The organism is Mesorhizobium sp. WSM4828, assembly GCF_055811175.1.
The window spans coordinates 158877-171595 of record NZ_JBVVQK010000010.1 but is presented as its reverse complement, the minus strand read 5'-3'; the positions used below and the strand labels follow the sequence as shown (position 1 = coordinate 171595).

The window sequence follows — 12719 nt, the reverse complement described above, 5'->3', positions numbered from 1 at the left end:
TCGTCGCCGGGCCGAGCGGCTCGGCTATTTGGCGTCGTGGAAGATGATGCCGACGGTGTGGCGCATGCCGGAGCGAAGCCGGCTGACGCCGTGCCTGAGATTGACGCGGTAATTGCCCTTGCTGCCCTGGACCGGACGATTGTGAACCGCGAAGGCGACCGCATCGCCCTGGCGCAGCGGCACCACCTCGACGCGGCTCTGCATGCGCGGACGCTGCTCGGTCAGCACGAACTCGCCACCCGTGAAATCCTTGCCCGGTTCGGACAACAGGATCGCCACCTGCAGCGGGAAGGCAAGATCGCCGTAGAGATCCTGGTGCAGGCAGTTGAAGTCGCCGGGGACATATTGCAGCAGGAGCGGCGTCGGCCGCGTCTGGCCCTGCTCGTGGCATTGCCTGAGGAACGCGGCGTGTTCGTCGGGATAGCGCTGCGCGATACCCATGCGCTCGTTCCAGTCGTTGGCGACCGCGGCCAGGCGCGGATAGAGCGCGGTGCGCAAGCCGCCGATCAGATCGGGCAAGGGATAGCGGAAATAGCGATACTCGCCCTTGCCGAAGCCATGCCGCGCCATCTGGACATGGCTGCGGAAATGGCTCTCGTCCGGATAAAGTCCGGCGATATGCCGGCACTCCTGCGGCGTCAGCAGCTTTTCCATCACCGCGCAACCGTAGCTGCTCAGCTCATCGGTCAGCTTCCGCCAGTCATATCCGGCAACGCGCACCTCCGCCGATTTCACCGCCGCTTTCGCGCCTATCGAATGGATGGTCATGGCTTCGCCTCCTGTGGCTTCTCTGTCATTGAGATGGGTGAAACGGCGCGCGCGGACCACCCGTTTCTTGCCGGGTGAGCTCGTTAGCGATTGTCTAGGGGATTTCGTTGAATAACAATGCAGCGCGGCTTGACGCGATGGGGGGCGAATTGACCGGATGGGTTCGACAAAGGAACGGGGCGGCCGCGCAATTCCTCGTTTGTCTCATTCTCCTGCTTGTCTCAGCGCTCCCGGCCTTGTCGGCCAGCAGCGACTGCGTCAGCGACGACGATGTCGAGGCCAGCACGCGGATCGCCGCCTGCACGCGCATGATCGACGATGCGACAGAGCCCGTTGAAAACCGTGGCATTGCCTATTTCAGGCGCGGCAATGCCCTCACGGAACGAGGCGACTACGACCGCGCCATCGCCGACTACAGCGCGTTCGTCGACATCGCCCCGACCGTCGCCAGCGGCTACTACAACCGGGGCATCAGCTGGGTCTTCAAGGAGGACTACGACAAGGGCATCGCCGATCTGGACAAGGCGATCAGCCTGGACCCGAAATATGGCGATGCCTACTACAACCGAGGCATCGCCTGGACGGCAAAGGACCAATACGACCGCGCTATCGCCGACTATGACAAGGCAATCAGCCTCGATCCCGAAGACGGCAGAAGTTATCACAATCGCGGGCTGATCTGGGCAAGCAAAGGCGACCACGACCGCGCGATAGCCGACTTCGATCAGGCCATCAGGCTCAATCCGATCGACGCCGGTTCCCTGAATGGCCGCGCCGATGCGTTGACCAGCAAGGGCGAAGAGGAGCGCGCGCTGGCCGACTATGACAAGGTGATCAGCCTCGATCCGAAAAACGCGCATGCCTACTACCGGCGCGGCAATGCCCGGCTGACGGGCGGCGATTTTGACGGCGCTATCGCCGACTACAATCAGGTCGTCGCGATCGATCCGAAGGATGCTAGCGTCTACTACAACAGAGGCCTCGCCTGGTCGAACAAGGGCGACCATCACCGGGCGCTGGCGGACTTCGACATGTCCATCAGCCTCGATCCGACATTTGCACCGGCCTATTACAGCAGAGGCGTCACTCGGGTCAACCTGAGGGATCATGACCGCGCCATCGCCGACTATGGCAAGGCGATCGGCATCGATCCAAAACTCGCCGTCGCATACTTCGCGCGAGGTGCGGCCCGATCCGACGCAGGTGACTCCGATGGCGGCATCGCTGACTATGGTCAGGCCATCGCGCTGGATCCGAAATATGTCGACGCCTACAACAACCGGGGGATAGCATGGGCGGCGAAAGGCGATTTCGACCGTGCCATCGCCGACTACGACCAAGCGATCAGCCTCGATCCGAAACACGCCATTTCTTATTCAAACCGGGGTCTGGCCCGAGCAAACAAGGGCGACATCGATCGTGCCATCGCCGATTACAGCCAGGCGATCACCTTCGACCCGAACCTTGGCAATGCCTATTTCAACAGAGGCATCGCCTCGCTTGCAAGGGGCGATGCGGACAGTGCCATTGCCGATTACACCCAGGCGATCAGGCTCGATCCGACAAATCCGAAAATCTACGTCAACCGTAGCGAGGCCTGGTACACGAAGGGGGAGGACGATCACGCCATTGAGGATTCGAGCCGAGCCATCAGCCTCGATCCGAAACTGACGAGCGCCTACTACGATCGGGGCACCGCCTGGCTTCGAAAGGGCAAGGACGATCGTGCCATCGCCGATTACAGCCAGACCATCGCTCTCGATCCGACAAAGGCGGTCGCCTACAACGACCGAGGTTTCGCCTGGAGCAGGAAAGGCGAGTACGACCTTGCCATCGCCGACTACGACCGCGCGATCAGCCTCGATCCGAGACTTGTCAAGAGCTACCAAAACCGAGGCATTGCCTGGACGGCAAAGGACCAATACGACCGCGCTATCGCCGACTATGGCAAAGCAATCAACCTCGATCCGAAAGACGCCTCTACCTATGCTGGCCGGGGCACCCTGTATCTCTATTCCGGTGCGATGGCGAACGCGCAGGCGGATTTCGAGCAGGGGGCTGCTCTCACGCCCGACAATGCCTATTTTGCCATCTGGCTTGATATTGCCGCGCGGCGCAACGGCGCGGCGAGCCATTTGAAGGAAGCGAAAGGCAAGCTCGACATGACGAAGTGGCCGGCACCGCTGGTCAGCATGCTGCTGGGTGAAAAGACGCCCGCCGAAGCGCTTTCGGATGCTGGTGCTGTGGGCCTGGCCCAGAGAACCGGACAAGTCTGCGAAACGAATTTCTACACGGCCGAGCTTAGCCGGCTCCAGGGGCATAGCGAGGAAGCCTTACGGCTTTACCGGCTCGCCGCTAGCGATTGTCCCAGGGATTTCGTCGAATACCGAGCCGCCATGAGTGCGCTGCACGATCTGGGCGTGCCGCCATAACTCTGCAAACGACCGTCCTCTTTTGCCGAGAAGATCGTTGGCGAACAAGGCGATAGAGACACACACTGCCAGACTGATTCAGGCTGTGCCACGTCCATATGTCAGGAGCCTTCGCCAGCGTGATTCCGGTTTTCACTGGCCCGCGCTAGACTGGCAGCAACCGCAACCGGACTGCCCATAGCATGATCGTCCAGACATGCATCAATGGTGCGCGCAGCGCCGACTATCATCCGCAACTGCCGCTGACGGCGGAGGTCATGGCGCGTGACGGCGCCGCCTCGGTCGCCGCCGGTGCCGCCGAGTTGCACATCCATGCGCGCGAGCTCGATGGCCGCGAAAGCATCGCGCCGGCGGCGATGGACCGGACGGTGCTGGCGCTCCGCCGCGCCTGCCCGGGGACGCTGATCGGCGTGTCGACGGGTGCCTGGATCGAGAACGACGACCAGCGGACGCTGGCCGCGATCGCCGGCTGGAGCGAGCTGCCCGACTACGCCTCGGTCAATCTCAGCGAAGACGCCGCGCCCGCCGTCATGGAGCGTCTGCGCCAGCGCGGCATTGGCATCGAGGCCGGGCTCGCCTCCGTCGCCGATGCCGAGCGGCTGGTGAGCCTCGACCATGGCAAACGCGTGCTGCGCATCCTGATCGAAATCTCCGAGCAGGAGCCGGACGCTGCGCTGGAGATCGGCGACGATATCGCCGCCGTGCTCGACGGCGCCGGAATGCGCCGGGCAATCCTGCTGCACGGCGCCGACGCCACGGTCTGGCCTTTCGTGCGTCGGGCGGCGGAACGCCGTTGGTCGACGCGCGTCGGGCTGGAAGACGGCAAGGAGCTTCCTGATGGAACGGTAGCCCCCGGTAACGCTGCGCTGACAGGGGCAGCCGTCGCTATCTTCGAGACCAGCCGTTAGCGCGGGAACGGCCAATCTCCTCTTCACTGGGGAGATGCCAAGTTTGGCAACGAGGCAGGCCAAAGTCGGCCGAGCATAAGTGTGGCGGCACGCTATATCAATAAAACTTATCTAAAACTTTACGTGTTAATTAAACCAACAATTAATCGGCACATCGACGATCGCGTGTGTTAATGCTCCCCCGCACCGGGGACCATTTTTGATGAACATCATTCCAGAGAATGGTCACGCTGCGCCGCGTCGGGTTCAACAATATACATCGATACAGGTCCTGCGCGGGCTAGCAGCCCTCATGGTTGTTATCTATCATCTTCCGGCCGCACTGGGCATGCTCGATCTGCGTATTCCCGTTCTAAACAGCGGCGTCGACCTGTTTTTCGTCATCAGTGGTTTTGTAATGGTTCTCTCGACAGAGAACAGACGCGCCGACCATCGTGCTTTTTTGATGCAGCGCTTCACGCGCGTCGTTCCGTTCTATTGGGTTATGACCTTCCTTATGGTCGCCGCACTTTGGTTGTTTGCCGGTCGTGCAGTGTTTCTTGAGCAGATCACCAATAGCCTGCTTTTCATAGCCTATCTCGATACGGTCACAGGCTATGTCCAACCGGTGCTTGGCGTGGGTTGGACGCTCAATCTGGAAATCCTGTTTTACATTCTGTTCGCGGCGACTATGCGTTTCGGCACGCTGACGCAAATGGCCATGGTCGGCGTTGTCTTTGCAATCGCCGTAGCGGCGCGCATCGTCTTCAAACCCGCCGCCGACACTGTGCTATTTTTCTATACCACGCCAATCCTGTTTGAGTTCCTTGCCGGCATGGCGCTCGGCCACCTGGTCGGCAGACTGGCGCGTTTGCCTACCGTCCTGGGTGTCTCGGCGCTCGTGTTCGCCATCGTGTCCATGCTGGTGATGGTACTTGGCTTCAACTTGCCGCGAACCCTTGCTCAGGGAATCCCGGCCTTGATCCTTGTCGCGGGTTGCATCAGCCTGGAAAGCTACTTCCGGCTTTTTGCTCCTCGCCTGCTGGCAAGATTAGGCGATGCCTCCTACTCTCTCTATCTGACCCATCCTATCGTGCTGCTTGCGACCGCTCCTGTCGTTGCAAGCGTCAGCGTATCACCATGGGTTGCTGGCATGGTTATTGTCGCAGCCTGCATTGCCGTCTCCCTGGCCAGCTACAGTTTTATTGAAAAGCCGCTTTTGGCCATTTCGCGGATGAGCCTTTCCGCCCGTCAGGTGAAGGCATGAGTTGCGGCTGCGCTCCGCGGAACCACGCTGTCCCGCCAACCTTAGACCGGCGGCGCTGAACCTTCAAAAGATCCGGAAACAAAAACCCGCCTCGGGAGGACGGGTCGTTGGAGCCAAATTGGCACGATACCCAAATTAATAGCATAGCTGCCGGCACAAAGCAAGAACAAAATGTGGCGCACTCGACGAAATTGCCAACAGGCACAGAGCCACGGCGGATGACATGGCTCTTGCCGTTGTTAAAAATATCTCATAAGGTATTTTCATATCTGAAAGAAAATCCAATCGTTTCTTTCCCTTTATGAAAGCCTGAGCGCTTGCGAGAACATCTCGATCAGACCGACCGGCGACTGGTCAAGCTGCTGTCGCAGGATGCGCAGCTTGGCGTCAACCGCCTCGCCGAGAAGATGGCGATCTCGGTGCCGACGGTGCGCATGCGGCTGCGCAACCTGCTCGACCGCAACCTGCTCAAGATCGTCGGGCTGCTCAACCTGACCGAACGCCCCGAGCTGATCTCGGCCATCGTCGGCATCAATGCACAAGGGCGCGGCCGGGCGCGGGAACTGGCGCAGCGCATCTCGGAATTGCCTTTCGTGAATTCGGCCGCCGTCGTCACCGGACGCTTCGACATTATCGTCGACGTGACCGTGGCCGGCGATGTCGCCGATCTCTACCGCGTCACCAGCGAACTGATCCCCGGCGCCGGTGAGCCGGGCGAGGTCGTGCGCAGCGAGACCTTCGTCGTCATGGCGTCCTGCAACAAATGGGTCAGCCTGCCTGAAGGCTGCTGGTCGGACGAGACGCGAAAGGAAATGGCATGAAGATCGCGGTTCTCGGCGGCCTCGGCCTGCAAGGCCGGGCGGCGATCGCCGATCTCGTTGCCAGCGACGGCGTCGAGCAAGTGGTCTGCGTCGACACCGCAACCGATGGCGCGGCGCGGCTTGGCGGCCTGACCGACCTTGCCCGGGTGCGTTTCGTCGTGCCGGAGGGCGCGATCGGCCCGGCATTGGCCGACGTGATGAAGGACGTCGACGCGGTCATCGACCTGTTGCCACAGCCGCTGATGCGCGAGGCAGTGCAGGCGGCGATCGCGACGCGCACGCCGCTGGTCACCACCAATTACGGCAAGGCCATCGCCGATCTCGCTCCCGAGGCCGAAAAGGCCGGCGTGTCGATCGTGACCGAATGCGGGCTCGACCCCGGCATCGACCTGGTGCTCTACGCACGCGCCGCAAGCCAGTTCGACACCATCACTGCGATCGATTCCTACTGCGGCGGCATTCCCGAACCGAGGGCAGTGGTTGAGCCGCTGCGCTACAAGGTGAGCTGGAATTTCGACATGGTTCTGGTCAGCCAGAACCGCGACAGCGTGCTGGTCGAGGACGGCAAACGGGTCGATGTGCCGGCCGCCCGCCAGCACGACAATCGTTTCATCCACGAAATCGAGGTGGCGGGACTGGGCAGGCTCGAAGCCTTCCCCAATGGCGACGCGCCGCATTATGCCGGCATGCTCGCCGCCGCCAAGGGGCTGCAGCGCTCCGGCCGCTATTCGCTGCGCTGGCCCGGCTGGTCGGCGTTCTGGGCGCCGCTGAAGCAGCTCGGCTTCCTCTCCGAGGACAAGGTGCCCGGCACCGGCGTCAGCCCGCGCGAATTCCTAGGCCGGCTGCTCGGTCCGCAACTGCAATATGGCGCCGACGAAAAAGACCTTTGCGTGATGCGCAACGTCTTTGTCGGCAGCGAAGGCGGCCGCCGCAAGACGGTGACCTCGGAGCTGGTCATCGAACGCGATCTCGCCTCCGGCCTGTTCGGCATGAGCCTCGGCGTCGGCTATCCCGCCAGCATCGTGGCGCAGATGCTGGCACGGCGCGAGATCGCCGCGCCCGGCCTGCTCAACCCGCTGCTGCATGTGCCCGATGGCCGCTTCCTCGATGAGCTGGCCAGGCGCGGCATCAAGGTCGCCGAAACGGTGAGCTGGGACTGAAGGATTTTCGAACGGTGGTTGCCGCCGGCAACGGCGCCGCCGCTCAAAAAGCACCTCGATGGGGTGAAACAACAAGTGGAACAACAAACGACAACAAGGAGGAATGCCCAAATGAAGATTGCCAAGCTTTTCATCGCCGGACTTGCGCTCGCCGGCCTCACCGCTGTCGCCAGTGCCGGAACGCTCGACGAGATCACCAAGCGCGGTGAATTGCGCGTTGCGGTGCAGACGCAAGGACCGCCCTTCTCGCTGGTCGGTGCTGCCGGCGAACGCACCGGCAGTTCGGTCGAACTCGCCGAACTGATGGCCAAGGAAATGGGCGTCAAGATCACCTTCCTCGACTTCGACTGGGATGGCCTGATCCCGGCGCTGCTGTCGGGCAAGGCCGACCTTCTGGTCGCCGACATGACGCCGACGCTGGCGCGTGGCATGAAGGTCGCCTTCACCAAGCCTTACATGTACACGGGCAGCACCGTCTTCACCAAGGCTGGGACCGCCTTCAAGTCCACCGAGGACTGCAAGGCCAAGGGCACCAAGATCGCGGTGCTGCTCGGCGCCACCGGAGAGAAGGAAGCCAAGGCCGCCTTCCCCGATGCCGACATCAAGAGCTACAAGGGCGGCGGTCCGCTGCTGCTCGACGCCGTCAACAACGGCCAGGCCGATTGCGGCGTCAACGACGTCTCGGCGGTCAAGGGCCAGTCGACCGCTTATCCGGCCGGCAGCTTCATCATCATGCCCGACATGCTGTCGAAGGAGCCACTGGCCTTCGCCACGCGCTATGACGAGCAGGACCTGTTGACCTGGATGAACCTGTTCCTCGACCAGGTCAGCCTCGACGGCCGCCTGCAGAAGAACCTCGACTACTGGGTCAATTCCGACGCCTGGAAGAAGGATCACTGAGTAGAGTAGAGGGAATAGAGAGTAGTGAGTAGTGAGTAGTGAGTGGTAAAGCGCTACTCGCTACTCGCTACTCGCTACTCGCTACTCGCTATTCACCAATCACCAATCACCATTCACCGCCCCACCCATGCTCGAAAATTTCAGCTTCCGCACAATCGTCGAATATCTGCCCCTGTTCGGGCAGGGCCTCGTCACGACCGTATGGCTGTCTGTCCTCTCCTTTGCCGGCGCGCTCGCCGTCGGCATCGTGCTCGCCGCTATGAACCTGCAGCACGGCCGGCTGTTCCGCGTCCCGGCCAAGGCCTATATCGACGCGGTGCGCGCCACGCCGCTGCTGGCGCAGCTTTATTTCCTCTATTTCGGCCTGCCGCGGCTCGGCTTCGTCCTGCCCGAGCTCGTCGTCGGCATCCTGGCCCTGTCGCTGAACAGTGGCGCCTATGTCGCCGAGATCATCCGCGCCGGCATCCTGTCGATCCCGCGCGGCCAGGTCGAGGCCGGCGTCGCCTCGGGCATGACCTATGTCCAGCGCATGCGCCTCGTCATCCTGCCGCAGGCGTTCAAGGTGACGATCCCGCCGCTGCTCGGCCAGGCAATCGTGCTGGTCAAGGATTCCGCCCTGCTGTCGCTGATCTCGGTCGCCGAACTGACGCGCGCCGGACAGTTGCTCGCCTCCGACCGCTTCATGCCGGCCGAAGGTTTCATCACCATCGCCGCCTTCTACCTCCTCCTCTATTACGGGCTGAAGGGGCTGGCGGCGCTCTCCGGGCGCTGGCTCGGCCTGGCGGGAGCACGGACATGATCTGGCAGCAGCTGCAAAGCATCGCGGGCAGCTATCCCCTCGCGCTGCGCGGCCTCGGCATGACCGTGGTGCTGTCGCTGATCAGCCTGGTGCTGGGCACGCTGCTCGGCTTCGGCCTCGGCATCCTGCGCACCGGCGGCAACCGGCTGCTCAGCGGTGCGATCGGCGCCTGGGTCGACATGATCCGCGGCACGCCGTTCCTGGTGCAGATCTTCCTGATCTTCTTCATCCTGCCGGAACTCGGCATCGAGCTCGACGCCTTCACCGCCGGCATCATCGCGCTGACCAATCTGGCCGCCTGCTTCATCTGCGAGATCGTCGTCGCCGGCATCCGCTCGGTGCCGACCGGCCAGGTAGAGGCGGCGTTGGCATCCGGCCTGTCGCGCTGGCAGCGCATGCGCCAGGTCGTGCTGCCGCAGGCGATGCGCATCGTGCTGCCGCCGCTGGTCGGGCAATATGTGCTGCTGATCAAGGATTCCTCGGTGGTCTCGGCCATCGGCCTCACCGACCTTACCCGCGTCGGCTGGCTGGTGGTGCAGCGTGTGCCGAACGGCCTGCTCGTCTTCTTCCTCGTCGGCCTCGGTTATTTCATCGTCTGCTATCCCCTGATCATGCTGGCCCGCCGGCTGGAACAGCGCATGGGTGCGGCCCATGGCGAGGTGCAGTTGTGACATCGAACCCCAAGGGTCCGGCAATATGACCAAAACCGGCATGATCGAATTTCGCGGCGTCAACAAATGGTTCGGCCAGCTCAATGTGCTCAGGGATATCACGCTCAGCATCGAGCCGCGCGAAGTGGTCGTCGTCTGCGGGCCGAGCGGCTCGGGCAAGAGTACCTTGATCCGCTGCATCAACGGGCTGGAGACGATCCGCGACGGCAACCTGACGGTCGACGGCCAGCGCCTCGGCGACCCCGCCACCAACATGACGCGGCTGCGCACCGAGATCGGCTTCGTCTTCCAGTCCTTCAATCTCTATCCGCACAAGACGGCGCTCGAGAACGTCACGCTGGCGCCGATCCATGTCCGCAAGATTCCGCGCACTGAGGCCGAGAAGGCCGGGCGCGAGCTGCTCGCCAAGGTCGGCCTCGCCGACAAGGTCGATGCCTATCCGGCGCAACTCTCAGGCGGCCAGCAGCAGCGCGTGGCGATCGCGCGCTGCCTCGGCATGCGCCCCAAGATCATGCTGTTCGACGAGCCGACCTCGGCGCTCGATCCCGAGATGATCTCGGAGGTGCTCGACGTCATGGTCGCCGTGGCCGAGGAAGGCATGACCATGATGGTGGTGACGCACGAGATGGGCTTTGCCCGCAAGGTCGCCCAGCGCGTCGTGTTCATGGACGCCGGCGCCATCGTCGAAAGCGGCACCCCGGACGAGTTCTTCTCCAACCCGAAGACCGACCGCAGCCGCGCCTTCCTGAGCAAGATCCTGCGGCATTAGGAGGGCATTAGGAGAAAGCGGACCTCAGACGATGCCGTGCTTTCTCAACAGCGCCTGCTCGTCGTCCGATATCCAGCCGAAAACCTTCGGCTCCCCGTCCAACTTCTGCACGAGGTAGTGGACGTCAAAATCTATCGCCACCTTCGATTGATCCTTGCGGGCATAGGTTGCCGTCCAGGCGACATGAGCCACGCAATGATGTTCGTCTATCGGCGAGAGCCGGACGTTGCGTATCCGCATTTCCTTCGTCCCTATCGCGCGATAGTGCGCATAGCCTTGCGCCATGATCTGCTTGAGTTGTTCATCGTTCTTTCCAGTCATGACCCCGGCGGGCGAAGCCGCTATGAAATCCGAAGCATACAGCGATGCGACCTCATCCATGTCCATGTCGCCGCCGAGGGATTGGTTGAAAAAGCGCTCATATCGGTCGAATAGCTTCCTTACGCTGGTCTCCATCATTTCATCTCCAGGTGCGGCTATGTTGGGTGGGCCCAGGAAACGCTCCGCCAATCTCCGACATCCGCAATTGCCCCTCAGCCATCATGACTTCGTCCCAGGGCGGAGCAAGAGCGAAGCGAGGCGGCAGGCGGCGGGAACGCTGCGTAAATCTCCGACATCCGTAATTTGCCTTCAGCCATCATGACTTCGTCATCCTAGGGTCTGCGCCGCGTCGCTCCGCTCCTTGCTCCGTCCTGGGATGACGAAGGCGTGGTGCGACCCTGATTGTGCACGACTTCGACGCCACCCTTGTCGCCGATGCAACAGGCGAAGCCCTGTTGCTCAGCCCTCGTGATGGCGAGCGCGCGGCTGTCGGCGGCGCGCTCGACCCATTTCAATTTGGGCGATCGGAGCTACAGCCGCGCACCTAGTCAAGCACGACAACGGCCTCCACCTCGAAGAGCATCGGGTCGATTGCAAGCTTGGGAACGGGAACCAGAGTCTGCGCCGGCAGTGCCTCGCCGAACATCTCCTTGACGTTCCTGGTCAACACCTCGAGCTTGGACATATTGTGATCGACCACGAAGACCGTGAGCTTGGCGACCTGATCCGGCCTCGCACCGAGCGCATCGAGGGCGGTGCGCAAATTTGCGTAGGCCTGCGCAACCTGGACAGCGAAGTCGGGCGACAAGGCTCCCGTGCTGTCCTGGCCGCCCTGTCCGGAGATGTAGGCCACCCGGGCTCCGCGGGGCGTGATCACTGCCGTGCTGTAGCCATTCGGCGACGGGTCGTAGAGGGTTTGTGGATTGACGATGGTCAGCTTGAGATCTTTCTCATTCGCTGTCGCAGCAGTGGAAACTCCCATGGTCATGACGATTAACCCTCCGATAAGCAGGCGCTTGGCGCGTGGCATGATTTTCTCTTGGCTCTGCGGACGGCGAGCAACGCAACCCTCGCGGCGGCCATTATTGAACATTAACCGGTATCGGCGATCGACTCGTACGCCGCACGAGCCAGTCGCATGGTACGCCGTACGAGTCAATCGTTCAGGATCGACATTCATCGCGTTGCCGGTCAAAATCGACGGCCTGAACAGCGGGGAAGACGGATGGCAGCCAAACGCAGCGACGCCCGGAGCACGCGGTCTCAACGGACAAGCGGGCGGCTCCAGCCCGTGAAGGAGTCGCGCAGTGAACCGCCTCTGTCGCGGGAACGTATTGTGGCGACCGCCGTAGAACTGCTGGACGCCCAAGGGGTCGACGGGTTGACGATGCGTCGGCTGGCCGATCGCCTCGGCTCGGGCGTGATGAGCCTATATTGGCATGTCGACAAGAAAGGGGATGTCTTTGATCTGGCGCTCGATTCGGTGCTCGAATATCGCGGACCGCCGCAAATGGTTGAGTCTCGAGACTGGCGCGGGCAAGTCGTCCATATGCTCGAAGACTGGCGCGCCAGCATGCTGCGCCATCCTTGGTCGGCATCGCTGTTGCCGCGCCGGGCGCTTGGCCCGAACATCCTCGGTCGCCTGGAACTGCTGATTAAGACCTTGTCCAGGGCCGGTGTGGCGGACGCAGATCTGAACGTCGCGATATGGTCGCTGTGGAACTATGTGATGGGCGCCACCATCAGCCGGGCGAACTTCGACCTCTCGGACGACGGCAGGGCCGCCACGCAGCAGCGCCATGCGCGTCTCAGCGAACGCTACCCGACAATTGAGCGCTCCCGTCTGCTGTTGGATAACGATTGGGATGGTGCTTTCCGCAAAGGCCTCGGCTTCCTGCTCGATGGCCTCTCTTCAAGAGGATGA

At 62.2% G+C, this 12719-nt stretch carries 13 protein-coding genes; 10 read left to right on the top strand and 3 right to left on the bottom strand.

Annotation, left to right across the window (positions count from 1 at the left end; genetic code table 11):
• Window positions 1-24: 24 nt before the first annotated feature.
• Window positions 25-768, bottom strand: a complete 744-nt coding sequence (locus AC0L2X_RS14370) for a 2OG-Fe(II) oxygenase (RefSeq protein WP_473558103.1) — start codon at window positions 766-768, stop codon at window positions 25-27.
• 107 nt (window positions 769-875) lie between these two features.
• On the opposite strand from AC0L2X_RS14370, the gene AC0L2X_RS14365 reads away from it, so the two are divergent.
• The 9 genes from AC0L2X_RS14365 (at window position 876) to AC0L2X_RS14325 (ending at window position 10474) form a co-directional block, all read left to right on the top strand.
• Entirely contained in the window at window positions 876-3200 is a 2325-nt protein-coding gene (locus AC0L2X_RS14365; protein WP_473599944.1) for a tetratricopeptide repeat protein, read from the top strand.
• 182 nt (window positions 3201-3382) lie between these two features.
• The gene (locus AC0L2X_RS14360; protein ID WP_473558099.1) at window positions 3383-4108 is read left to right on the top strand and encodes a 3-keto-5-aminohexanoate cleavage protein; all 726 of its coding nucleotides are present in this window, start codon (window positions 3383-3385) and stop codon (window positions 4106-4108) included.
• Window positions 4109-4310: 202 nt separating this feature from the next.
• A complete protein-coding gene (locus AC0L2X_RS14355) occupies window positions 4311-5354 on the top strand; it encodes an acyltransferase family protein (protein ID WP_473558097.1) in 1044 nt (347 codons plus the stop codon).
• Window positions 5355-5671: 317 nt separating this feature from the next.
• Window positions 5672-6175 (top strand): Lrp/AsnC family transcriptional regulator, encoded by a 504-nt coding sequence (locus AC0L2X_RS14350; protein ID WP_023677254.1) that lies wholly within the window; start codon window positions 5672-5674, stop codon window positions 6173-6175.
• Window positions 6172-7335, top strand: a complete 1164-nt coding sequence (locus AC0L2X_RS14345; RefSeq protein WP_473558094.1) for a saccharopine dehydrogenase family protein — start codon at window positions 6172-6174, stop codon at window positions 7333-7335. The genes AC0L2X_RS14350 and AC0L2X_RS14345 overlap by 4 nt, the downstream gene beginning before the upstream one ends.
• A 111-nt stretch (window positions 7336-7446) precedes the next feature.
• A complete protein-coding gene (locus AC0L2X_RS14340) occupies window positions 7447-8235 on the top strand; it encodes an ABC transporter substrate-binding protein (RefSeq protein WP_352489924.1) in 789 nt (262 codons plus the stop codon).
• A 127-nt stretch (window positions 8236-8362) separates the two neighbouring features.
• Window positions 8363-9034 (top strand): amino acid ABC transporter permease, encoded by a 672-nt coding sequence (locus AC0L2X_RS14335; protein WP_473558092.1) that lies wholly within the window; start codon window positions 8363-8365, stop codon window positions 9032-9034.
• Complete coding sequence (locus AC0L2X_RS14330; protein ID WP_473558090.1) at window positions 9031-9705, top strand: amino acid ABC transporter permease; 675 nt, start codon at window positions 9031-9033, stop codon at window positions 9703-9705. Before AC0L2X_RS14335 ends, AC0L2X_RS14330 begins: the two co-directional genes overlap by 4 nt.
• Window positions 9706-9730: 25 nt before the next feature.
• A complete protein-coding gene (locus AC0L2X_RS14325; RefSeq protein ID WP_473558087.1) occupies window positions 9731-10474 on the top strand; it encodes an amino acid ABC transporter ATP-binding protein in 744 nt (247 codons plus the stop codon).
• A gap of 24 nt (window positions 10475-10498) precedes the next feature.
• Here AC0L2X_RS14325 and AC0L2X_RS14320 read toward each other — a convergent pair whose 3' ends face one another.
• The gene (locus AC0L2X_RS14320) at window positions 10499-10930 is read right to left on the bottom strand and encodes a nuclear transport factor 2 family protein (protein ID WP_473558165.1); all 432 of its coding nucleotides are present in this window, start codon (window positions 10928-10930) and stop codon (window positions 10499-10501) included.
• A 409-nt stretch (window positions 10931-11339) separates the two neighbouring features.
• Complete coding sequence (locus AC0L2X_RS14315) at window positions 11340-11825, bottom strand: RidA family protein (RefSeq protein ID WP_473558162.1); 486 nt, start codon at window positions 11823-11825, stop codon at window positions 11340-11342.
• Between the two features lie 195 nt (window positions 11826-12020).
• Between AC0L2X_RS14315 and AC0L2X_RS14310 the strand changes: the two genes are divergently transcribed.
• Window positions 12021-12719, top strand: a complete 699-nt coding sequence (locus tag AC0L2X_RS14310) for a TetR/AcrR family transcriptional regulator (protein ID WP_473599943.1) — start codon at window positions 12021-12023, stop codon at window positions 12717-12719.